Annotated in this window: 19 protein-coding genes; 7 read left to right on the top strand and 12 right to left on the bottom strand. The window is 61.9% G+C overall.

The window, feature by feature from the left end:
- Window positions 1-6: 6 nt before the first annotated feature.
- From AB3G35_RS16645 to AB3G35_RS16620, 6 genes are all read left to right on the top strand, one after another.
- The gene (locus AB3G35_RS16645) at window positions 7-1,161 is read left to right on the top strand and encodes an amino acid ABC transporter permease (protein ID WP_086797487.1); all 1,155 of its coding nucleotides are present in this window, start codon (window positions 7-9) and stop codon (window positions 1,159-1,161) included.
- A 2-nt stretch (window positions 1,162-1,163) separates the two neighbouring features.
- Window positions 1,164-2,261 carry an amino acid ABC transporter permease gene (locus tag AB3G35_RS16640; RefSeq protein ID WP_369781787.1) on the top strand — a complete coding sequence of 366 codons (1,098 nt, stop codon included), beginning with the start codon at window positions 1,164-1,166 and terminating at the stop codon, window positions 2,259-2,261.
- Window positions 2,258-3,034, top strand: coding sequence for an amino acid ABC transporter ATP-binding protein (locus tag AB3G35_RS16635; protein WP_095041239.1), 777 nt, complete (start codon window positions 2,258-2,260; stop codon window positions 3,032-3,034). Before AB3G35_RS16640 ends, AB3G35_RS16635 begins: the two co-directional genes overlap by 4 nt.
- On the top strand, window positions 3,031-3,990 hold the full coding sequence (locus AB3G35_RS16630; RefSeq protein ID WP_106116455.1) for an isoaspartyl peptidase/L-asparaginase family protein: 960 nt from the start codon (window positions 3,031-3,033) through the stop codon (window positions 3,988-3,990). The genes AB3G35_RS16635 and AB3G35_RS16630 overlap by 4 nt, the downstream gene beginning before the upstream one ends.
- A 65-nt stretch (window positions 3,991-4,055) precedes the next feature.
- The gene (locus AB3G35_RS16625; RefSeq protein WP_016781218.1) at window positions 4,056-4,361 is read left to right on the top strand and encodes an NIPSNAP family protein; all 306 of its coding nucleotides are present in this window, start codon (window positions 4,056-4,058) and stop codon (window positions 4,359-4,361) included.
- Between the two features lie 32 nt (window positions 4,362-4,393).
- Entirely contained in the window at window positions 4,394-4,804 is a 411-nt protein-coding gene (locus AB3G35_RS16620; protein ID WP_369781786.1) for an SRPBCC family protein, read from the top strand.
- Between the two features lie 763 nt (window positions 4,805-5,567).
- On the opposite strand, the gene gudD is transcribed toward AB3G35_RS16620, so the two are convergent.
- Window positions 5,568-6,917 (bottom strand): glucarate dehydratase, encoded by a 1,350-nt coding sequence (gene gudD / locus AB3G35_RS16615; RefSeq protein WP_095041235.1) that lies wholly within the window; start codon window positions 6,915-6,917, stop codon window positions 5,568-5,570.
- Between the two features lie 13 nt (window positions 6,918-6,930).
- Complete coding sequence (locus AB3G35_RS16610) at window positions 6,931-8,271, bottom strand: MFS transporter (protein ID WP_106116458.1); 1,341 nt, start codon at window positions 8,269-8,271, stop codon at window positions 6,931-6,933.
- A 321-nt stretch (window positions 8,272-8,592) separates the two neighbouring features.
- Here AB3G35_RS16610 and AB3G35_RS16605 point away from each other — a divergent pair, with 321 nt between their 5' ends.
- The gene (locus AB3G35_RS16605) at window positions 8,593-9,303 is read left to right on the top strand and encodes a FadR/GntR family transcriptional regulator (protein ID WP_016781213.1); all 711 of its coding nucleotides are present in this window, start codon (window positions 8,593-8,595) and stop codon (window positions 9,301-9,303) included.
- 132 nt (window positions 9,304-9,435) lie between these two features.
- Here the strand turns inward: AB3G35_RS16605 and AB3G35_RS16600 are convergent, their stop codons facing one another.
- The 10 genes from AB3G35_RS16600 to AB3G35_RS16555 all read right to left on the bottom strand — a co-directional run bounded on the left by AB3G35_RS16600 (window position 9,436) and on the right by AB3G35_RS16555 (window position 23,197).
- Window positions 9,436-11,772, bottom strand: coding sequence for a tetratricopeptide repeat protein (locus AB3G35_RS16600; protein WP_369781785.1), 2,337 nt, complete (start codon window positions 11,770-11,772; stop codon window positions 9,436-9,438).
- Between the two features lie 24 nt (window positions 11,773-11,796).
- A complete protein-coding gene (locus AB3G35_RS16595; protein WP_369781784.1) occupies window positions 11,797-14,283 on the bottom strand; it encodes a fused MFS/spermidine synthase in 2,487 nt (828 codons plus the stop codon).
- Between the two features lie 144 nt (window positions 14,284-14,427).
- A complete protein-coding gene (locus AB3G35_RS16590; RefSeq protein WP_169885448.1) occupies window positions 14,428-16,014 on the bottom strand; it encodes an arylsulfatase in 1,587 nt (528 codons plus the stop codon).
- A 51-nt stretch (window positions 16,015-16,065) separates the two neighbouring features.
- Window positions 16,066-17,178, bottom strand: coding sequence for an HAD family hydrolase (locus AB3G35_RS16585; protein ID WP_369781783.1), 1,113 nt, complete (start codon window positions 17,176-17,178; stop codon window positions 16,066-16,068).
- Window positions 17,175-18,227 carry a hypothetical protein gene (locus AB3G35_RS16580; RefSeq protein ID WP_369781782.1) on the bottom strand — a complete coding sequence of 351 codons (1,053 nt, stop codon included), beginning with the start codon at window positions 18,225-18,227 and terminating at the stop codon, window positions 17,175-17,177. The genes AB3G35_RS16585 and AB3G35_RS16580 overlap by 4 nt, the downstream gene beginning before the upstream one ends.
- Entirely contained in the window at window positions 18,224-19,801 is a 1,578-nt protein-coding gene (locus tag AB3G35_RS16575; protein ID WP_369781781.1) for a VWA domain-containing protein, read from the bottom strand. Before AB3G35_RS16575 ends, AB3G35_RS16580 begins: the two co-directional genes overlap by 4 nt.
- Window positions 19,782-20,795 carry a VWA domain-containing protein gene (locus AB3G35_RS16570; protein ID WP_369781780.1) on the bottom strand — a complete coding sequence of 338 codons (1,014 nt, stop codon included), beginning with the start codon at window positions 20,793-20,795 and terminating at the stop codon, window positions 19,782-19,784. Before AB3G35_RS16570 ends, AB3G35_RS16575 begins: the two co-directional genes overlap by 20 nt.
- The gene (locus AB3G35_RS16565; RefSeq protein ID WP_106116464.1) at window positions 20,782-21,270 is read right to left on the bottom strand and encodes a DUF4381 domain-containing protein; all 489 of its coding nucleotides are present in this window, start codon (window positions 21,268-21,270) and stop codon (window positions 20,782-20,784) included. The genes AB3G35_RS16570 and AB3G35_RS16565 overlap by 14 nt, the downstream gene beginning before the upstream one ends.
- Complete coding sequence (locus AB3G35_RS16560) at window positions 21,267-22,217, bottom strand: DUF58 domain-containing protein (RefSeq protein ID WP_169885457.1); 951 nt, start codon at window positions 22,215-22,217, stop codon at window positions 21,267-21,269. Before AB3G35_RS16560 ends, AB3G35_RS16565 begins: the two co-directional genes overlap by 4 nt.
- Window positions 22,217-23,197 carry an AAA family ATPase gene (locus AB3G35_RS16555; protein WP_369781779.1) on the bottom strand — a complete coding sequence of 327 codons (981 nt, stop codon included), beginning with the start codon at window positions 23,195-23,197 and terminating at the stop codon, window positions 22,217-22,219. Before AB3G35_RS16555 ends, AB3G35_RS16560 begins: the two co-directional genes overlap by 1 nt.
- Window positions 23,198-23,199 lie beyond the last annotated feature (2 nt).

Here is a 23,199-nt window from a genome sequence, read left to right as displayed (position 1 = left end):
ACTGTCATGTCGACCCATCGTTCGCCCAACCTGCGCCTGTCCAGCGTGCTGCAGCAGGGGCTGGTACTGGCCCTGGTTGCGGCAGTGTTTTATCTGCTCTCCAGCAACGCCGCACTGAACCTGAAGAACCTCAATATCGCCTCGGGGTTCGGTTTTTTGTCCCAGCGCGCCGGCTATGACATCAGCTTCTCGCTGATTGATTACACCCCGGATGCAACCTATGCCCGCGCCTATCTGGTGGGCTTGCTCAACACCCTGCTGGTGTCGGTGCTGAGCATTGTGCTGGCGACCCTGCTGGGAGGTGCGCTGGGCATGGCGCGCGTCTCCGACAACTGGCTGATCAAGCGCCTGAGCGGCACCTGCATCGAATTTTTGCGTAACGTGCCGCTGGTGGTGCATCTGGTCTGGTGGTACGGGCTGGTGTTGGCGCTGCCCGGGGTCAAGCACTCGGCCTCGCTGTTTGGTGTGGTGTTTTTGAACAACAACGGTCTCAACCTGCCGTGGCTCGAGCAGGGCAGTGTGGTCGGCTGGGGGCTCTTCCTGATGCTGCTGGGCACCTTGCTGGCTTATATGTTCTGCCGCTTGAAAGAAGCCCGCGGGCCCTGGCGCGGTTTTGCCTCCAGGCGCTGGCCAGCGCTGCTGGCCGGGGCGGTGCTGCTGCCCTTGCTGGTGTACGCCCTGAGTGATGCTCATGTGCAATGGGAAGTGCCGGTGCAGCGCGGTTTCGGGTTCAAGGGCGGGATCACTCTGGTTCCGGAGATGCTTGCCTTGTGCCTGGCCCTGTCGTTCTACAGCGCCAGTTACATCGCCGAGATCGTGCGTGGCGCAATTGAATCGGTGCAGCGCGGCCAGTACGAAGCGGCCAGGGCACTCGGCTTTACACCCGGTACCACCCTGCGCCAGTTGATCGTGCCGCAGGCCATCTATCCGATGATTCCGCAGATCACCAACACCTACCTGAACATCGTCAAGAACTCCTCGCTGGGGGTGGTCATCGGCTTTATGGAACTGGTGTCGTCCACCGGCGGCACCACCCTGAACCAGACCGGCCAGGCTATCGAATGCATCGCGTTGGTGATGGGCACCTACTGTGCGATCAGCCTGGTGATCTCGTTGGCGATGAATATTTATAACCACCGCATTGGCCAGAGGGGGCACTGAACATGACCGCAATGAATCAGGCACTGGCAGTCCCGCTGGCACCGCCGCGCTTGCCCCGGCTGCAGCGTGCCCTGGCCTGGAGCCGCAGCCACCTGTTCCCCAGCCCGGGCCACAGCCTGCTGACCCTGAGCGTACTGGCACTGCTGTGCTGGTGCATTCCCGCTGCGCTGAACTGGCTGGTATTTGATGCCACCTTCGTCGGCAGCAGCGCCAAGGACTGCAACTCCGGCGGCGCTTGCTGGCTGCCGATAACCCAGCGCTGGAACCTGTTCGTATACGGCTTCTACCCGCAGGCTGAACAGTGGCGGGTAAGCCTGGCTCTGGTGCTGGCAGGGGCAGCGTTTGTCTTGCTGTTTTTCAAGCGCCTGGACCGTCGCCTGCTGCTGGGGTACCTGGCCTTGCTGCCGATTGTGATGTGGTGGCTGCTCAAGGGCGGTGCCGGTTTGCCCGAGGTCTCCTCGACCAAATTCGCCGGGATGCTGGTCACGGTGTTCCTGGGCACCGCAGGGATGATCTTTGCCCTGCCGCTGGGGATTTTGCTGGCTCTGGGCCGGCGTTCCAAACTGCCCGTGGTGCGCATGCTCTGCGTGCTGTACATCGAGCTGGTGCGCTCGGTGCCGGTGATATCGCTGCTGTTTATGGCCTCGCTGATGATCCAGTTGTTCCTGCCGCCAGACTCGGCCTTCGACATCCTGCTGCGGGTGCAGCTGGTGCTGATCCTGTTCACGGCCGCCTATATGGCCGAGACCTTGCGCGGCGGTTTACAGAACCTGCCCAAGGGGCAGTACGAGGCGGCGATGGCGCTGGGTTTCGGCTACTGGAAAACCATGGGCCAGATCATCCTGCCGCAAGTGCTCAAGCAGTCCATAGCGCCCTTGCTCACGCAATTTATCGGTCTGTTCAAAGAGACCACGCTGGTGATGATCGTGGGTGTGCTGGACATCGTCGGCATCGCCATGAGCACCGCCGTCGCACCTGAGTGGGTTGAGTACGGCCACGAAATCTACGTCTTCCTGGCGATCTACTTCTTCGTCATCTGTTTTGCACTGTCGCGCTATGCCCGACACCTTGAACAACGTATGGAGCAAAGCCGCTCATGATCAGCAAACCCAAGGCTGATGCCGCCGCGATGGTGCGCATCGAACAATTGAACAAGTGGTTCGGCAATGCCCATGTATTGAAGAACATTTCCCTGGATGTACACGCTGGCGAAAAAGTGGTGATCTGCGGGCCTTCGGGTTCCGGCAAATCGACCCTGATCCGCTGCATCAACCAGCTGGAGCAGCACCAGCAGGGGTTGGTCGAGGTATTGGGCGAAGAACTCAATGGCAGTGTCAGGGGCCTGGAGCGTATTCGTCGGCAGGTGGGCATGTGTTTCCAGCACTTCAACCTGTTCCCGCACCTCACCGTGCTGAAAAACTGCACCTTGCCCCAGACGTCTAATCTGGGCGTACCCGAGGCGCAAGCCATCGAGCGTGCGCTGGGCCTGCTGGATAAGGTCAAGATGCGCGACCACGCCAACAAGTTTCCCTCGCAGTTGTCCGGTGGCCAGCAGCAGCGCATCGCCATTGCCCGGGCGCTGTGCATGCAGCCCAAGGTCATGTTGTTTGATGAACCGACCTCGGCCCTGGACCCGGAAATGATCGCTGAAGTGCTGGACGTGATGACCGGCCTGGCCCAGGAAGGCATGACCATGATCTGCGTGACCCACGAAATGGGTTTTGCGCGCAAGGTGGCTGACCGGATCGTATTTATGGACCAGGGCGAGATCGTTGAAGAAGCTCCCCCCGAGCGGTTTTTCTCCGCCCCCGAGTCTCCCCGTACCCAACGTTTTTTGAGCCAGATCATCAATCACGGAGTGCATGCCCAATGACCCAGCCTATCGCAATGGCCCTGCATGGCGGTGCCGGTGTACTGATGCCCGGTGTTTTGACCCGCGAAGACGAGCAGGCGATCCACGCCGCATTACTGCAGGCGCTCAAGGCCGGGGTCGATGTCCTGGAAAAGGGCGGCAGCAGCCTGGACGCGGTCCAGGCCAGTGTGGTTGAACTGGAAGAGTGCCCCTGGTTCAACGCCGGCAAAGGCGCGGTGTTTACCCATGCTGGGGACCATGAACTGGACGCGGCAATCATGAACGGTGCCAACCGCGAAGCCGGTGCCGTGGCCGGTGTGCATCATGTGCGCAACCCGATTTGCGGTGCGCGAGCAGTGTTGGAGCACAGTGAGCATGTGCTGCTGGCCGGTGCCGGGGCAGACTTGTTCCTGTCCGAGCAGGCGGGTCTCGAACATGTCAGCAATGACTGGTACGACACGCCGTTGCGTCGTCGCCAGTGGGCTGCGCAACAGCAGCAACCGGAGACGGTGTTGCTGGAGCCGGGCGGCGTGGAGAAAAAATTTGGCACCGTGGGCGCCGTTGCCCTCGATAGCCACGGCCATGTCGCAGCGGCCACCTCCACGGGCGGCATCACCAACAAGCGCTATGGCCGGGTGGGCGACTCGCCGCTGATCGGCTCCGGCACCTGGGCCGATGACCGCAGCGCGGCGATATCGGCGACCGGGCACGGCGAGTTCTTTATGCGCACCGTGGTGGCCCACAACATTGCATCGCGCATTCGCCTGGTGGGCTCAAGCCTGGCAGACGCCTGCGAGCAAGTGGTGCAGGGCGAGCTCAAGGAGCTGGGCGGTAACGGCGGCGTGGTCGCCGTGACACCGGCTGGCGAGACCGTGCTGAGCTTCAATACGCCGGGCATGTACCGCGCCTGGCTGGATGCTGACGGCGGTCTGCACACGGCCATTTACGCCGAGGACGACTGCCTGCATCGACGTTGAGTGAATTGACCCGCGGGGCGGCTGGAGATTAGTCTCGATCTCCTTTCGCCCCGTGGAATGCACTGATGATCACCTGCTACCTGCGTTACGTGATTGACCCTTACCAACTGGCCGAATTTGAGGCCTATGCCAAAGTCTGGATCCCGCTGGTAGAGAAGTTCGGCGGCCAGCATCATGGCTACTTCCTGCCCTCGGAAGGTGCCAACAATATCGCCCTGGCCATGTTTACCTTCCCCAGCCTCGCGGCCTATGAAGACTACCGCGAGCGCTCAAAAACCGATGCCGAGTGCATTGCCGCGTTTAAACTGGCTGAAGATAATCGCTGTATCCTGAGTTACGAGCGCAGTTTTTTCAGGCCTGTTTTCGAGTAACCCCCCCCACTTCTTCCAAGAGGCATGCCCCCATGGCAACTGCATACGCATTTATTGATATTCCCGCCACAGCCGATCAGGTCTGGCAATTGATTGGTGGCTTCAACTCGCTGCCGGACTGGCTGCCCCTGGTTGCTACCAGCGAATCTGGTGAAGGCGGGCGCTTGCGCCATCTGCAGACCGTGGATGGCACGGTGATCGTTGAGCGCCTGCAAACGTTCGACAATGCCGGCAAGACCTATAGCTATTCCATTGTCGAGGCGCCGTTTCCGGTGACCGACTACCTGGCGACCTTGCGCGTTGAAGCCCTGGGCGACGGCGCCCGTGTTACCTGGTCGGGGCAGTTCACCCCGGCAGGTGTGAGCACTGAAGCTGCCGAAGAGCTGTTTACCGGGGTCTATCAGGGTGGGCTGGCGGCGCTGAGCGGCAATTTCGCAGGCTGATTTGTACTCGGGTGTTTAACTGCAATACCGGGTACATATCCGGCATTTATGTCCAACTGAAATATTGGTTTCGCTTTTACAGCGAGTCACTTTGCAAAAGCGGCAAAGTAACCAAAGCGCTTTCGCCCCTTCGTACGGCCTTCGCTCCGGTTCTGCTCCGTGGACACGCCGCGACGGGCCATCCATGGCCCATCGCGGCTCTCCCGGCATCCATGCCGGTCGACCCACTCCACAGAATCTCCTCTCGGCCTCCCGGGAGGGCAGGCAGATCAAAAGCACTGCGGCCCCGAGGCGGCCGACCTGTTTGGCGGCGAGGTCTGTGACCCCCGAATATTTACTCTGTGGGAGCGGGCTTGCTCGCGATGCAAGCGGCGCGGTATTTCAGTTGAATCGCGTCGATGCCATCGCAGGCAAGCTCGCTTGCACATTAAATGCAAGCGCAAAAGTGGGTTGAAACTACCCAGCTTCCGTGCAGTGATGGCACTTTAAAATCAAAAAAATCTTAAAACCTGTGGCTATTTAATGACTTAGGTCAGTATTGCCTTGAAATAAAATGTGCAGAATCACTTGTTACTGATTGTTACGATAGGGTAAGATCGCCCTGCGTTCACCTACCACGGTTTATGCATTTTTAAGCCCCAAGTTTCCATCAGCTACTTGGGCTTTTTTTTGCCTGAAATTTGATATTGGATCCAATTTTCGGGCAAGCAAAAGGCGCCTATCGCTGGCGCCTTCAGGTAGTTATCACGCGCTAATGAGCTGCTCAGCGCACCAGGCAGGGCTTTTTGTTGTCGTATTTCCAGCCGGGAATCATGTACTGCATGGCTACGCTGTCATCCCGCGCACCCAGGCCCATGCCTTTGTACAGTTCGTGAGCCTTGGCCACGGCGTCCATGTCGATATCCACGCCAAGCCCTGGTTTGCTTGGCACCTTGATATGACCGTCGACAATTTTCAGCGGTTCGCGGGTCAGGCGCTGGCCGTCCTGCCAGATCCAGTGGGTATCAATGGCGGTAATGTCCCCCGGCGCTGCCGCCGCAACCTGGGTAAACATGGCCAGGGAAATATCAAAGTGGTTGTTGGAGTGCGAGCCCCAGGTCAGGCCCCATTCGTGGCACATCTGCGCAACGCGTACCGAGCCCTGCATCGTCCAGAAGTGCGGGTCGGCCAAGGGAATGTCCACGGCTTGCGACTGAATTGCGTGGCCCATCTCGCGCCAGTCAGTGGCAATCATGTTGGTAGCCGTAGGCAGGCCGGTGGCGCGGCGGAACTCAGCCATCACTTCGCGCCCCGAATAGCCGTTTTCGGCGCCGCACGGGTCTTCGGCATAGGCCAGCACGTTGTGCTGGTCGCGGCACAGGGCGATGGCTTCTTTCAGTGACCAGGCGCCATTCGGGTCCAGGGTGATGCGGGCGGCGGGGAAGCGCTCGGCCAATGCCGTCACCGCTTCGATTTCTTCAGCGCCGCGCAGTACGCCGCCCTTGAGCTTGAAATCGTTGAAGCCGTAGCGGGCTTGTGCGGCTTCTGCCAGGCGCACAATGGCCTCAGGGCTCAGCGCCTTTTCATGGCGCAGACGCTGCCAGTCATCACCGTCGGTTTCATTGCGGTAGGCCAGGTCGGTGTGTTGCCGGTCGCCTATATAGAACAGATAACCAAGCATCTTCACCGCCTCCCGTTGCTGGCCTTCGCCGAGCAAGGCCGCGACCGGCACATGCAGGAATTGGCCGAGCAGGTCGAGCAGGGCGGCCTCCATCGCCGTGACGGCGTGGATGGTGATGCGCAGGTCGAAGGTTTGCAGGCCGCGGCCCGCCGAATCGCGGGCGGCGAAGGTGCGACGCATGGCATTGAGGACGCTCTGGTAATTGCCGATGGGCTGGCCCACCACCAGGTTGCGGGCGTCTTCCAGGGTTTCGCGGATGCGTTCGCCACCGGGCACTTCACCCACGCCGATATTGCCGCTGCTGTCCTTGAGGATGACGATATTGCGGGTAAAGAAAGGGCCGTGGGCGCCGCTGAGGTTGAGCAGCATGCTGTCATGGCCCGCCACCGGGATTACCTGCAGGCTGGTGACGGTCGGGGCTTGGCTGGCGTGGTGTTGATGGTCGGCATTCATGGTCTGGTCCTTGTCAGGCAGGTTGCAGGGCGGTGGGGGTCACGGCCGTAGGAGTGGGTTTGGTCTTGGCAAAGAACACAATGAGTGCCGCAATGATCGACGTGCCGGCCAGGCCATAGAGGCCGCCCTGGATCGAGCCGGTGGTTTGTTCCAGGAAACCGAAGGTGGTGGGGGCGACGAAGCCGCCGAGGTTGCCGATGGAGTTGATCAGTGCGATCACCGCCGCCGCGATGCGTGCATCCAGGTAGCCCTGGGGGATGGGCCAGAACAGCGCCGATGCCGATTTGAAACCGATGGCGGCAAAGCAGATGGCGATAAACGCAAAGATCGGTCCGCCGGTGGTGGACATGAACATGCCGATGGCGGCAATGACCAGGGCGGCCGCCACCCAGGCTTGCTGGAACCTGAACTTGCTGGCCAGCGAGGCAAAGGCGTACATGGCAATGATGGAGATCAGCCACGGGATCGAGTTGTAAAAGCCCACCTGGATATCGCTCAGGTCGCCCATTTTCTTGATGATGCTCGGCAGCCAGAACGTCGCCGCGTAAATGGTCAGCTGGATACAGAAGTAGATCGCGCAAAACAGCATGATCTGCCGGTCCTTGAGCAGCCTGCCCAAGGTGGGCTTGACGGTGTTGACGGCATCGCGTTCACGCTGCTCGCGGTCAATCTCGTTGACCAGCGCATCTTGCTCGGCACGGCTGAGCCATTTGGCGTCATGGGGTTTTGAGTCCAGCCAGAACCACACAAACACGCACAGCACCACCGAAGCCATGCCCTCGATGATGTACATCCACTGCCAGCCATGCAGGCCCATGCCGGTGATTTGCAGCAGCAGGCCGCTCAGTGGTCCCGAGATCAGTGAGGCCAGTGCCGAGCCGCTGAGGAAGATGGCAATCGCCTTGCCGCGTTCGGCGCCCGGCAGCCAGCGGGTGAAGTAATAGATCACGCCCGGGAAGAAGCCGGCTTCGGCTACACCGAGCAGGAAACGCAGGATATAGAAGTGGGTTTCGTTCTGGATAAAGGCCATCAGGGTGGCGGTGATGCCCCAGGTGAACATGATTCGGGTCAGCCAGATACGGGCGCCGACTTTTTGCAGCAGCATATTGGACGGCACTTCAAACAGTGCGTAGCCGATGAAAAACAGCCCTGCACCGAAACCATAGGCGGCGGCTCCAATGCCCAGATCGTGCTCCATGTGGCTGCGCACAAAGCCGATGTTTACGCGGTCGATGTAGTTGACGATAAACATGATGACGAAGAGCGGCAGTACATGACGCTTCACTTTTTGGATCGCACGCGCCAGGACCGGGTCGTTGGCGTACGCAGCAGACGGATTGCCGGAAGTGTTCACAATTCAAAGCCCCACTGATTATTTTTATGCGGGTTATGTGTGCCGCAGGTCAGGCCTGCAGTTGCCAGACATCATACGAGTGGACTTTTTTCTTGGCAATGCTTTGAAACAAACCAAAAAGTTATAAAAATGCTGATATAGATACTTTAATGTCGATTATTCGGGTGATTTGCTGGCTTTAAGGCTAGGGAAAGCTGCAAGCGAGGTACTTGCCTGAAGGTCGTAATCAGTTTTAAACATAGGGTTGTCTGATTTTTATATAGCTTGTCATACATGTTCAGGTGCTAGTATCAGACCGTCTTGTTCGAAGGGATTTGCCCCATGCACAACCCCCAGAGTGCGCCGTTGCGCAAGCGTTCACCGGGCCTGGCCCACGACATCGTGGCCGAGCTCACACAGCGGATCCTGCTGGGCCAACTGGCGCCCGGCGAGAAGCTGCCTTCCGAGTCGGCCATCGTGCGTGAGCACGGCGTAAGCCGCACCGTGGTGCGTGAGGCGATTTCAAAATTGCAGGCAGCGGGGCTGGTCGAGACCCGTCACGGCATTGGCACCTTCGTGCTTGAGCGTGATCAGCGCCAGGGCATTCACTTGAGCCGGGATACCGCGGCCAGCGTGCGCGGCATCATCGAGTTGCGCATGGGCCTGGAGACCCAGGCGGCGGCACTGGCCGCCAGGCGTCGCACGGAGGAGCAACTGCTGCAGATGCGCCAGGCGCTGGATGACCATCAGAACTCACTGGCCAACAATGACAGCAGCGTCGAGCCGGACTTGCGGTTTCACCAGTTGATCGCCCAGGCCACGGGCAACAGTTGTTTCACCGACATCATTGCCCAGCTGGGGCGTTCGGCGATCCCGCGTACCCGGATCAACAGTCAGGAGCGCGGTGATGCCGACCTCAAGCAGTTGGGTCAAATGGCCGTGCTCGAACACGAAGCGATTCTGCGCGCCATCCGCCGCCAGGACCCCGACGCCGCCCGCGCCGCCATGCTGCTGCATCTGAGCAACAGCCTGGAGCGCATGGCAGGGGAGTGAGGGCAAAGCAGATCAAAAGCCCCTCACCCTAGCCCTCTCCCGGAGGGAGAGGGGACTAAAGGCAAAAGCAGATATGAGTAACGCCATCAATCAGCCCCCTCTCCCTCCGGGAGAGGGTTGGGGTGAGGGCTGTCACTTCAACGCCATATCCTCAGGATTGATCTGTTTCCAGGCCTGCAGCACCACCTGCGCCTTGGGCTCCTGGCCGCTGTAGAGGTAGAACTGGATCAACGCCAAACGCGCATCGCGAAACGCCGGCTGGCGTTTGAGCAGTTCTTCCATTTGTGCGCAGGCCTGGTCGAGTTGGCCGCCCTGGTGCAGCGCCACGGCCAGCACATAGCGGTACTGGCCGTTGTCCGGTTCCAGTTTTACCGCCTGCTGCAAAGCTTTCATCGCTTGTTCGGGCTGGCCGGCGCGAATCAATGCCAGCCCCATGCTGTGTTGCAACAACGCTGCCTGGGGTTGTGCCTTGATCGCATCGCTGAGCAGGGTCGAGGCTTCTGCCTTGCGACCACCGGCCTCCAGCCATTGGGCCAGGGTGACCAGCGCCGGGTAGAAGTCGGGATCACGCAGTAACGCTGTGCGCAGCCTGGGCTCAACCTCGGCATTGCGCCCGCTGGCCTGGTACAGCATGGCCAGGTTGAGGTTGGACTCTGCCCGTTCGGCCAGGCTCAATTGCACCTTCTCGTATTCGCCGATGGCCTTGTCCCACGCGCCCTGACTGCCCCCCAAGCCATTGCGTGCCGCTCCCTGCAGGTTGCGCGCGGCAATGATGCGCACCGCCCGCACGCTGTCATTCAACAACGGACTGAGCAAGGCGACCCGCTCAGCCGGTGGCAAAAAGGCGCTCACCGCCCGCACCGCGCTTTCACGCACTTGCGGGGCAGGGTGGTTGAGGTCCTTGCTGGCCAGTTTCAACGCGGATTCGCTGGGGTAGTTGGCCAGTTCGGCCAACAGCGTAGCGCGTTGAATCGCTGGCAAGTTGCTGCGCCGCAATTGCTCGTACAGCGCCTGCCCGGCACCGGGACGGCCACCGCGGATCAACCACAGGCTGTCATCGTAGCGCGCCGCTTGTGGTGCATCGTGGGCGCTCCAGAGTTTGAATTGCTCGGTTACCCGGTCACCGGCCTTGCCCTGATGGCAGGTCAGGCAGGCGTCAGGGGTACCCAGGGCCTTGGCCCGCATCGGGTTGGGCAGGCTGAAGCTGTGGTCATGGCGAAAGTCGTTGCCCATGTAGAACTTGCCGGGCATATGGCAATCCACGCACTGTGAGCCGGGCTGGCCTTCGGCATGGCGATGGTGGTCGATGGAGTCATAGTTCTTCGCCAACAGGCCCTTGCCGTCAATTCCGGGGATTGCAGCCTTGCCGGCGGTGTTGTGGCATTGCAGGCACACGCCATTGCCCGGCGCCTTGAGTTCGGTGCTGTGGGGGTTGTGGCAGTTGCTGCAACGCACGCCCTTGTCGAACATTTTGCTTTGCAGGAATGAGCCGTGTTCGAACACCTCGTCCTTGATCTTGCCGTCCAGTGTGTACAGTTCGCGGGTCAGTACGCTGGGCAGGTAGTCGTCCATCAGGCGCTTGCCCACGGTAAAACCATCGCCCAGCGGTGCGCGGCGGGCATGGCAGCGGGCGCAGGTTTCGATCTCGACGGTGGCGTCCTTGTTTTTAAGGTCGACGTCAAAGCCGCTGTGGGGCAACGGGTTGTTTTCGGTTACGGCGCGCAGATGATTGGACGCCGGGCCGTGGCAGGCCTGGCAACCGACGCCGAGGCTGTTCCACTGGCTGTTGAAGGTGTTGGCTGCTGCGTCGAAGTTGCGTTTGTAGCCGGTGGTGTGGCACTCGACGCACATAAAGTTGGCGTTCTGGCTGGGCTTGCTCCAGTGCAGCGGGTTCTTGAAATTCACCCCCTGGCCCGGGTACAGATGGAACCAGCGGTTTTTTTCACTATCCCAGGCCACGCCCAGGGCTTGCAGCTTGCCGTCACCGACTTCGATCAGATACTGCTGCAACGGTGCAATACCGAAGGTATAGGCCACCTTGAAGTCGGCGGGCTTGCCATCGGCCCCGGGTGTGTTGACCCAGAACTCGGCGCCCTGGCGAAAAAACCGGCTGCTTTCGCCTTCGCCTGTAAACGCTGCATTGTTGAAATTAGCGAGCACAGTCTGCGACTCGGCCACCTGCATGGCCAACTGGTGATGGGAGCCTTGCCAGTCCTTGGCCTGGGCGCCGTGGCAGCCCTGGCACTGTTGTTCGTCAACCATCTGCGCCGGGGCGGGTTTCGGGCTCACTGAAGCAATTGCCGCAGGCGGGGGCGGCAATACCACCGGGGCCGGGCGGCTGAGGTAAAACCACAGCCCGGCCAGCACCAGTAGCAACACCCCGGCGCTTGCGGGTAACAGGTAACGGCTCATCAGGGTGGGGCGCGAATCAGGTTGGTTTGCAGCTTTTATAGTTTTAGTTTTGGGCATTGCGACTTCCGTATCGAAAAGGCTCTAGCGTTCACCGACAAACCAGCGGTAATAGGGGTTGGCGCCATCGCCACGCATCACTTCCCGAATATCCTGGCTCCATGCCTCGCGGTCGCCATCATAGGCATGCAGGCTGGAACGGTAAAACTGCATCAGGCGTTGCTGATGGGTATTCATGCGCTCGACAAACTCCGGGTCGGCGTTGACCACATTCGCTGGCCTGCGCAGGTCGAGCAACGCCGGCAGTACCCGGCTGATTTCTTTGCTGCGCACCCAGGGAGCGTACTCGATACGCGGTTGGTCGTCCGTGACGGCCGGCGCATCTGCAGCAAAACGCTGCAGCCCTGCACGGTCGGTCACCCAGGTTGCCAGCAGTGCCGCTGACGAAGCCACGCCCACATCCTGCAAGGCGTTGCGTACACCGGGTTGCTCGAAGCGGGCGCTGATGCGTGCGGCATCCAGTTCCATCGGTTGCAGTGAACCCACCAGCAGCATTTCGTGAAATTCGCTGGTCCACAGCGTGGCGTAGGGGAACACGTCGAGAAAACTGCGCACCAGCGAGCGCGAGTCGTCGATATTTTGTGTCGGCAACGGCAACCATTGCGCAACGATCCCCTGCGGTTGCAGGCGCTGCGCAGTCAGTTGATAGAAGTCCCGCGAGTACAGGTTGACCACCCCGGCGGCGGAGGGCGGCGGTGGTTCAAGGGTGATCAGGTCATAGCGCTGTTCGCTGCGCAGCAGCTCCTGGCGACCGTCGCGCAAACGCACCTGCAAGCCGGGGTTGGTCGCCGCAGCGAAGTTGCCTTTGAACAGGGTTGAAGCCTTGACCACCGCGGGCAGCAACTCGGCCACCACCCGTTGTTCCAGCCCCGGATAACTGAGCAGGGCGCCGGCGGTGATCCCGGTGCCAAAGCCGATCACCAGCGCCGAGCGGGGTTCGCCGTTGTGGATCAACAGCGGCAACAGGGCCTGGATGCGCATATAGCGCAGCGACGGCATGGCATCGCCGGTGTTGGACACGCCCTGGATATACAGGCGGTGGAAGGTGCGTTCGCCCTTGCCCTGGGTGACCACGGCAACCGTGCCACCGCGGCCTTCCTGGTAAAACGCCAGCTCGCCGTTGCGGGCTCCGGGCAGCAGGTCGGCGAGACGTTCGACCGGCGTCAGTATGGCCACCAGCAACGCTGCCAGGCTGACCGCAATTACGCCCTGGCGATGACCTTTCTTGACCCCGTGCCCCTGGCGTACCGCGATAAAACCGACGGCAGCAGCGATGATCGCCAACACACCGAGGGTACGCACCAGCCCCAGCCACGGGATCAGCACAAACCCGCACAGCGCAACGCCGATGATCCCGCCCAGGGTGTTGAACGCCACGACCGCACCGACATCCCGCCCGACCCGGCCGGGGCCGACGCATAGGCGCAGGGCGACCGGGAACGCGGCGCCCAGCAACAACGTGGGGGCAAACACAATACTCAGTGCCGCCACCGCGAAGCGCGCGCTCATGCCCAGCAACACACTGCCACCCAAGGCCAGTACCGCAGTCTCTGCCTGGGTTTGCAGCAGCACCAGCCAGCGCCCGAGCAGGGTGATTTCCAGCAGTGCCACCAGCCCGGCTCCAGCGATCAGCAAGGCAAAAATGCCCCAGGGATCGCGCAGGCGATCAACCCGGCGCGCCATCAGGCTGCTGCCGATAAACAGCCCGGCCAGGTAAGTGGCCAGCACCACGGCAAAGGCATAGGTGCGGGTGCTCATGAACTGTACGATCGACTGCGACCAGACCACTTCGTAGCCCAGCGCCACACCACCCGCGATCGCATACAAGGCCATGGCCAGCCGGGCCGGTGTGGGTGCCGGGCTGGACGCTACGGGGCCGCTGACAATTGCGTGCTGCCCGCGTTGCAAGCCCAGGGCAGCCACGGCGGCAATCAGGTTGAGGGCGGCGGCAACGAGGGCACTGGCGAACACGCCGAAGCTGGCAATCAAGACAAAGGCGGTGAGCAGGGTGCCGACAATCGCCCCGCCGGTATTGGCGGCATACAGGCGGCCCCCGGCCTGGCCCAGATGGCGCGGATCAGCCGCCAGTGCGCGCATCAGCACGGGCAGCGTGCCGCCCATCAAGAGGGCGGGCAGGCCTACGAGCAGCAATGGCAGTAGCCAGGCGGGCAGGCCGATCCGTTGTTCGAGCCAGGCAAATGGCGCGGCGGCCATGCCCAGCCCCAGCGTGGCGCCGATGCCGAGCACGGCCACACCGACTTCGAGGCCTGCATACAGCAGCAAGGGTTTGCCCAGGCGGTCGGCGCAACGGCCAAACAGCAGCCCGCCAAGGGCCAGCCCGGCAAAGAAGGCGCTGATGCCGGTGGTGATGGCGTACACCTCGACACCGATCACCAGCGACAGTTGTTTGATCCACAGCACCTGATAGATCAGGGCGGCAGTACCGGAGATAAACAGCAGCAAGGCGGGGGCAGTCAATGCAGTACGGCTGGACGGTAAGGATGGCGGCATTGCGCTGGAGCCTTGTGCAGAAGGAATTCGGGAAGGAGTCGTTACCCCGTGTGGGAGCGGGCTTGCTCGCGATGGAGGCGGCGCGATCTGACAGATGCAGCGCGTCGAGACAATCGCGGGCAAGCCCGCTCCCACAGGGCAGGTTTACTGCGCTGGCTGATGTTTCATTTTTTCCGCAATCTTGGCATCTACCGCTGCGCGTACCTGATCGATACTGAAGCTTGGCGGCTTCTGGCTCGGCGGGTAATCAACGAAGGTTTCCAGGAAGTTGGCCGCCTTCATGATTGCCAGTTCATTCAAGTAGACGTTTTTCGTGCTCCAGTCGTAATACTGATCGGAGACCACGTCAGCCCGCTCGAACGGGTCCATGCGCAGGTTGAAGATTTTCGGCACCCGCAGGCACACGAATGGTTCGCTCCAGACCTTGAAACCGCCCGGTTCGCGTTGCTCGCAGAACACCACTTTCCAGTTGTCGAAACGCATCGAGACCAGCATGCCGTCATCGTTGAAGTAGTAGAACTCGTTGCGATTGCCCTTGGGTTGTTCGCCGGTCAGGTACGGCAGCTGGTTGAAACCGTCCAGGTGCACCTTGAAGTTGCTGCCGCCGGCCACCGGGGCCCAGCCCTTGAGCAACTTGTCCTTGACGTCGGCATCGCCAGCCACTGCCAGCAGGGTGGGGAACCAGTCCAGCCCGGAGAACATTTCGTTGCTGACTTCACCTGCCTTGATTTTACCCGGCCAGCGCACGATCGCCGGGACCCGGAAGGCACCTTCCCAGTTGGAGTTCTTTTCGTTGCGGAACGGCGTGGTTGCCGCGTCCGGCCAGGAGAACTGGTTGGGCCCGTTGTCCGTGGTGTAGACCACGATGGTGTTGTCGGCGATTTTCAGGTCGTCGAGGGTTTTCAGCAGTTTGCCGACGTCGCCGTCATGTTCAAGCATGCCATCGGCGTACTCGTTGCCGGGCATACCACTCTGGCCCTTCATCGAGTCGCGCACGTGGGTAAAGACGTGCATGCGCGTGGTGTTCATCCACACAAAAAAAGGCTTGTCGGCCTTGGCCTGCTTTTCGATAAATGCCTGCGCCGCCGCGGTGGTTTCATCGTCGATGGTTTCCATGCGCTTGGCGGTCAGGGCCCCGGTGTCTTCAATCTTGCCGTCGGCAAAACTGTGAATCACCCCTCGGGGCGAGGTGGCCTTGACGAAGGCTGGGTCATCCTTGGGCCAGTACGGGCGCTCGGGCTCTTCTTCGGCATTGAGGTGGTAGAGGTTGCCGAAGAACTCGTCAAAACCATGATTGGTCGGCAAATATTCGTCGCGGTCGCCCAAGTGGTTTTTACCGAACTGTGCCGTGGCGTAGCCTTGCGACTTGAGCGCCTGGGCGATGGTGATATCGCGCTTTTGCAGGCCCACCGGTGCCCCCGGGATGCCGACCTTGGACAGGCCGGTGCGCAGCGGCGTCTGCCCGGTAATGAATGACGAGCGCCCGGCGGTGCAGCTGTTCTCCGCGTAGTAGTCGGTGAACATCATGCCTTCTTTGGCAATCCGGTCGATGTTGGGGGTTTTGTAGCCCACCACGCCCATGGAGTAGGCGCTGATATTGGACTGGCCAATGTCATCACCAAAAATCACCAGGATGTTGGGCTTTTCAGCGGCTGCGGCGGTGGCAGAAAACGCCATCACCGAAGCCGCCACGAGGGCTAGCTGGGGTAACCACTTGGCTATTCGAGTCATGCAACTTGCTCCTTGTTGACCTGGTTAGTGCACTGCTGACGGCTGTTTTTCTTATTGCTGTTGCTCGTTTGCACTGGCCTCGAACGGGTAGATCCGTCGCCATTGCGACGCCATATCGACGATAGTCCAGTCTTGTTGTTTTGCCTGATCGAGCGCCTTGTCCAGGCGACCGATTTTCGAGTCCCTGTCATAGGCCCATTCGCGTTTGGCGTCGGTGTGGTGCACCAGGCCCATAAAGCGCGGCCCCGTGCCTGCAGCCGTCCACTGGAGCATCTGCAGGTCGCCGTCGGAGTTGCCGAAGGCGAGGATCGGCCGGCGGCCAATCACGCTGTCGATGCTCACCGGCTTGCCGGGGCCGTCATCGTTATGGGCGATTTTGGCGGTGCGCAGGATGGACGGTTGGCCGTCCTTGAGCTGGTACTCGGTGACAAACGTGGAACCGATCACCTGCTCCGGCGGAACGCCATAGACCTCTTCGGCAAATACGCGCATAAAGCCGGTATCGCCGCCGGAAACGATGTAGGGCTTGAACCCCTGGCTGCGCAGGTATGCAAGCACTTCCAGCATCGGCTGGTAGACCATCTCGGTGTAGGGCTTGCCGGTTGTCGGGTGGCGGGCCTTGCTTAGCCAGGCTTGCACGTTGTTGCGAAACTCATCGGTGGTTAGCCCGGCATGGCTGGCCATAAAGATTTTCAGCAGGCCCTCCATGCCGCTTTCGGCGAGGGCCTTGTGGTCGTTTTCCAGCACCGCCTTGAACGGTTGCTGGTCTTTCCATTCCGGGTGTTGGGGGGCCATGCGTTTGATTTCGTCGAAGGCAAACAGCTCTTCGAAATAACCCGGCTGCTCGCTCCACAGGGTGCCATCGTTGTCGAACACGGCGATGCGCGCTTCGGGTTTTACAAAGCCCTTGCTGTCCGGCGTGGTAACCGTCTCGACAAATTCGATGATGCTTTTTTTTGCCGGGCCTTCGTTCCAGGAGGGCAAGGGGTCGGCGGCCAGGGCGAACAGCGGCAGGGCGAACAACAGCGCCGCAAGTGCTGTTGTAGCCGCTGCCGAGGTACGAGGCTGCGATGGGCAGCGAAGCGGCCCCGAGATGTTGAAGGCCCTTCGGTCCTTATCGCAGCCTCGTGCCTCGGCAGCGGCTACAGGTTTTTGTTTATTCATTTCTGGAAGTCCTTTTCATGTCTTGGGTTGAGCGGGCGTAAACCATAATCCTGGCGCGGCGGGCGGTTGCGTAGCCAGTACCTGACGGCGTTGAGAACATGCAGCAAGCGACCCCGGTTTACATACAGGGCAACAGCCAGCAGCAACGCGGCAGCGCCCACCAGCCAAAAGGCGGGCAGCCGTAACCGGGTGGGCTGGCCCATTTGTTTGAGGTCGTCAACGATGGAGAACACCGGGGTGTAGCTGCTGCTGGCGGTGGCCTTGAAGGTGACGGCCGGGAGTTCGCTGAAGCGGGTTTTGCGGTTGACGCTGTCCCACCATTTGACGCGGATCGCCGGCAGCTCGAAATCGCCTTCGCGCTCGATGCGATAACGGACGCGGTCAATGCGCTGACCGCCATTGAAGCCGCCGCGGCCGTCGTCCAGATTGCTCACCTGCGGGGTTTGCGGGTATGCACCGAGCCCGGCCACCGAGGCCAGGGGCGGGGCGGGCAGTGCCAGCCCCGGAGTGCCGTCAGCCTGTAACGTTACGCTGCGGGTCAGGCTGTCACCCACCTTGAACGGGCCGCCTGACGGAGTGAGCGACTGGCTCAGGCGCAACGCGCTGGCCGCCAGTACCGGCTCGCCGGGGCTGAAACCCTCGGGCAGGCTGGCACGAAAGGTCAGTGCCGGGGTTTGCCCCGACAGCTCATGGCTGGCCTGCGCCGGAGTGGCACGCACCGTCAAGGGCGCGATGGAGAACGCTTGCGCCTGGGTCGGGGTAATCCGGTAGGTGTAGCGCAGGCCGCTGAACGTCTGGCCCTGGATCGTCTGCGACAGGTGCTCGGCTTCACCATTGGGTGGCATCACATCGGTACCGGCCAGGCTCAGTTCGGGCAATGACGCACCACGGGTAAACCAGCTGTCGGTCAGCACATCGACCTGAAGTTGCACGGCCTCGCCCACCACCACGGCGTCGCCCGGTACCAGCCGGGCCTGCACCCGCAGTTGTGGCTCGTCGGCCTGCGCCAGGCCGACGAACATCAGCAGTGCCAGGGCACAGGGCTTCATGGCGCCACCTTCTGATCTTGCAGGCTGAATTTTTGCCGCAGGAAATTCGCCGGGGAGGTGGTCAGGTTTTGCAGCCACTGTTCGTCACTGGCCGCCTGCAGGGTTTGCACTGGCTTGCTCTGGCCTTTGCCTGGGGGCTTGTCGAATTTGACTGCGTCGGGTTTGACCTCGGGGGTGTTCTGCTCGGCGCTGTCGGTGTCTTTTTCCAGGGCAATGGCCAATGCCAGGTTGGCGCTGGCTTCGGGGAACTGCGGTTGCAGGGTCAAGGCCTGGCGATAGGCGGCAATTGCCTGTTCGAATTTGAAGCGACGCACGTAAATATTACCCAGGTAAAAGTACGCCTGGGCGGTGTTCAACTGGGCAAAGCTGGCCAGTGCCAGATCGAAATCGGCGGCGTTATAAGCTGCGATGCCTTTCCAGTAAGGATCGACAAATAACTCCGCAGCTGCCGGATAGTGCTGGTGTTCAAAGGCCCAGCGCCCTTGCTGGTCGCGGGTGAAGAAGGCATCGGTCAGTGCGTTGGCGTGCGCCGGTGCCGGTTGCAGGGCCAGCCCTGCGCCCAGCAGCAGAACAGCGTTCCAGTTCAAACTCCAGCCACGGCGCACCGAGAACCAGGCAAGCAACAGCAGGGGGCCACACAACCAATAGCCGGCGTCTTTCCATTGCAGCTCGCGCTGCTCGTCGCTGGCGGCCTGGAAGTGCTGTTGGGCGTGGCCTTCGACCCAGTCCAGATCATCGTTATCAAGGGTCAGGCTGCCCAGCGGCGCATCCGTAGCGGCGGCCAGTTGCTTGAGCGCGGCGCTGTCGAATGTACCCAATTGCGGGCGGCCGGTACTGTCGGTGCGCGGTTGGCCGCTGGCGTCGCGAATGATCCCGTCATTGCTGCTGCCCACCGCCAGTACCAGCACTTGCAGGGCACTGCCCGGTAACAGGGCTTTGAGGCTGTCCAGTTGCGTGGTGTCGGCACCGTCGGTGATCAGCAACAGCGTGCCGGGGGCTTTTTCGGCCTGCAGCAGGCGCCTGGCCTGTTCGATTACCGCCGCTACGTTCTTGCCGGGCCGGGCGATCAGGTCGGTGCCCAGGGCCTGGACAAAACTGTCGAGCAATGCCGGGTCGTCGGTGGCGGGCAAAACCAGATGGGCGCTGCCTGCATAGGCAATCAGGGCCGTACGGGCACCCTTGCGCCGGGCGATCAGGTCATGCAGTTTGTGCTTGGCGGCTTCCAGTCGGGTGGGCTGCACATCGCTGGCATCCATTGACGGTGACAGATCAATGGCGATGATCAGCGGGGCGCGGTTTTGCAGGAAAGCCGGGCGGTCCTGTTCCCAGGTGGGGCCTGCCGTCGCAACGGCGCCGATCATCAGCAGGGCTGCGGTCAAATGCACCGGGCGCAGGTGGTGGCTGTCGGGCGGGGTGACCAGCAAGTGGGGCAACAGGTGCGGGGCTATGATCGCCCGCAGGCGTCGTTGCTGGTCATGGCTGCGCCGCCACACCAGCGGCAGCAGGGCACCGACAATCGCCAGCAGCAGCCAGGCCGGGCGCAGAAAGTGGAAGTCACTGAGGTTGATCTCCATCTCGGGCCTCCTGCGGTGGCGGGTGCGGGTGCCGCCGTGAGGCCAGCAGCGCAAGCAGGTGATACAGCGTCACCAGACTGATGGCGGCCGCTACGGGCAACCAGAACAGGTCACGTTTGGGCTGGTGGCTGAAAGTCTGCACGGTGTGCGGGGTGATGCGGTCGAGGGTGGTGTACACCTGGTTCAGGCTGTCGCGGTCTTCTGCGCGAAAGTACTGGCCGCCGGTGCTTTTGGCGATGCTCTGCAGGGCGGCCAGGTTGACCTTGGCTTCGCCGTCGGCATTCGGGTCGCCGATGCCGATGGTGTGGATCACCACACCTTTGGCCGCAGCCATGGCAGCGGCACGGGGGACGGGGATGGCGCTGCTGGTGTCGTTGCCGTCAGTGAGCAGGATCAGCACTTTTTCCTGTTCATGGGCCTGGTCGAGCAGTTTCAGGCTCAGGCCGATGGCGTCGCCGATGGCGGTGTCGGGGCCCGCCATGCCGATGCCGGTGTCGTCCAGCAGCAGTGCCAGACTGGCGTGATCGAGGGTCAGGGGCGCTTGCGGATAGGCCGCGCTACCAAACAGGATCAGGCCGATGCGGTCATCCTTGCGCCGGGCAATAAAGTCCTGCACCACGTGTTTGACCGCGCTCAGGCGGTCGATTTTCTGGCCGCTGGCGTCGGTGAAGTCGGCGGTTTCCATCGACTGTGAGATATCGATGGCGAGCATCAGGTCGCGTGCCGGTTGCTGGCGCTCGATGGGTTTTTCGACCCATACCGGCCTGGCCACGGCCACCACCAGCAATGCCCACACCAGCAGGTTGAGCAGCAATTGCCCGCTATTGTGCTGCGCGCCTGCCACCTGAGGGGCCTGATCGACGGCGCGGCTCATGCCGTAGAAAAACGGTACGCGCACCGCGCTGCGGGCTTCGCGGTAGGCGGGCAGCCAGCGGTAGCCGAACCACGGCAAGGGCAGCAATAGCAGTAGCCAGGGGTAATCAAACTGCCACATGGTGCAGCTCCACCCAGCGTGTGCAGGTGTCGACCAACTGCTGGCGTTGTATGGCGGGCAGGGCGAGCAATTGCTCATCCGGGGCGTAGGCAAGAAACGCCAGTTGCTGGCTGAAATCCTCGGGCACCGGCTGCGGGCCGTGGCGGCGTAAAAAGTTCTGCCAGGCCTCGCCCTGCAACGGCCCCGCTGCCTGCGGCACGGGCATGGACAGGGCCACCCGTTTAAGCAGCGTGGGCAGCTCGCGCAAAGTGCCCAGCGGGTCGTTGGCCGCGCGCAGTTGCGCCAGCCGTTGCAAGGCCTCGCGCCGGTAGCGGTCGCGCCGCCAATGCAGGCAAGCGCGTGCAGCCCAGACCGCCAGGCCGCTCAGCACAAGCCCAAGCAAGGCCCACCAGCCCCAGGTCTGCGGCAGGTAGCTGACGGGTGCCGGCAGGGCCAGGGTTTGCAGTTGGTCAATGCTGGGGATAGGGCTGGTCATGGCCGCACTCCGCCCAGTTTGCCCAGTTCGATACGCAGCTGGCTGTGGGCGTCCCGGGCGGTACTGAACATCATCAGCGGCACCTGGCTGCGGCGCAGCAGGCTGGCGATGTCCTTGAAGCGCCCGCTGAGGAAGTCGCCCAGTGGTTGGCGGACGTGTGCGTGCTGCACCGCCAGTTCCACTTGCAACTGGCCCTGGGTAACCAGTAAACGCCCGGTCTCGGGCAGGTCCAGCGCCAAGGGGTCGTAGACCTGCATGGCGATCACATCGTTGTGCACTGCCAGCTGGCGCAGCAACTGCAGGGTGTGCGCTCCGGCCCCGGCGAAATCGCTGATCAGGCAAATCAGGTGGTCGTGCCCGGCAATGGCCAGGCAATGCTGCAGCACCTTGTCCAATTGATCGGCGTCTTCGCAGTCGGGCAATGTGGCGTTGAGTTCCTGGTTCTGCCGGGCGATTTTGCTGCATAGCGCCTCGACCCGTTTGCGGCTGCGCAGCGGGGCAATGCTGTCGATGCGTTGATCGTTGAACACCAGCGCGCCCACCCGGTCGCCGGCGTTGAACACCATCCAGGCGGCCAGCGCGCCCAGTTCGGCAGCGGTGGCAGATTTGAAGCTGCGGCTGGAACCAAAAAACATCGACATGCGCTGGTCGACCACGATCAAGGCCGGGCGGTCGCGTTCTTCGGTAAAGGTGCGCACCACGGGTTTGCCGGTGCGCAATGAGGCGCGCCAGTCGAGGTGGCGCAGGTCGTCGCCGGGTTGATAGCGGCGCAGTTCGTCGAAATTCAGGCCACGGCCACGCAAGCGTGAAGCATGGTTGCCCGAGAGGATGCTGGCCCGGGGTTGGCGGGCGACAAAGCTTAGCGCCCGCGCCTTGAACTCCAGCGTCATCAACTGCGCCAGCGAAACATAGACCAGGCCGTCGGCCTCCTGCCGTTGAGGGCGCATCAGGCGGGTATCGCGACTTTGTCGAGAAGGCGCTGCAGTACCTGGTCAGCGCTGACGCCATCGGCGACGGCGTCGTAGCTCAGTTGCAGGCGGTGGCGCAGTACCGGATACACCACGGCGCGCACATTGTCCGGGGTGACAAAGGCCTGGCCGCGCAGCCAGGCGTCGGCACGGGCGCATCGGTCAAGACCGATACCGCCGCGGGGGCTGGCGCCGATGCTGATCCAGCGGGCCAGATCAGCGTCGTAGTCGGCGGGGTGGCGGGTGGCGTTGACCAGGTCGATCAGGTAAGCATCGATGGCAGGGGACACGGTCACTGCAGCGACTTCGCGGCGCGCCGCAAAAATCACCTCTTGACCCAGGGCGAACGCCGGTGCCGCTGCGGCGCTGGCATGTTGCGCCTGTTCCTCGGCACGCAGCATGCGCAGCACCTGGGATTCGTCTGCCGGCGCGGGGTAGTCAAGTAGTACCTTCATCACAAAGCGGTCCATCTGCGCCTCGGGCAGCGGATAGGTGCCTTCCTGCTCGATGGGATTTTGCGTGGCCAGCACGATAAACAGTTCGGGTAACGGGTGGCTGTTGCCGGCCACGGTGATCTGCCGCTCTTCCATGGCTTCGAGCAAAGCCGCCTGTACCTTGGCCGGGGCGCGGTTGATTTCGTCGGCCAGGATCAGGTTGCCGAACAGTGGCCCGGGTTGAAAGCGGATCAGGTTCTGGCCATCAACCTGGTGCAGTACCTCGGCACCGGTGATGTCCGATGGCAACAGGTCGGGGGTGAACTGGATACGGCTCATCTGCGCATCCAGGTGCCTGGCCAGCGCCTTGACGGTACGGGTCTTGGCCAGCCCGGGCAGGCTTTCGAGGAGCAGATGACCGTTGGCCAGCAGGCCGACGATGATCTGCCGGATGACCTCGTCCTGGCCCAGTACCGCTTCGGCGATGCTGGCTTGCAGGGCATTCAGATCGTTGAGCGCTGTCATAA

This window comes from Pseudomonas sp. WC2401, assembly GCF_041200115.1.
In the GTDB taxonomy this organism is placed as follows: domain Bacteria; phylum Pseudomonadota; class Gammaproteobacteria; order Pseudomonadales; family Pseudomonadaceae; genus Aquipseudomonas; species Aquipseudomonas fragi.
The sequence above is the reverse complement of the archived record's forward strand: the minus strand, read 5'-3'. Positions and strand labels throughout refer to the sequence as shown.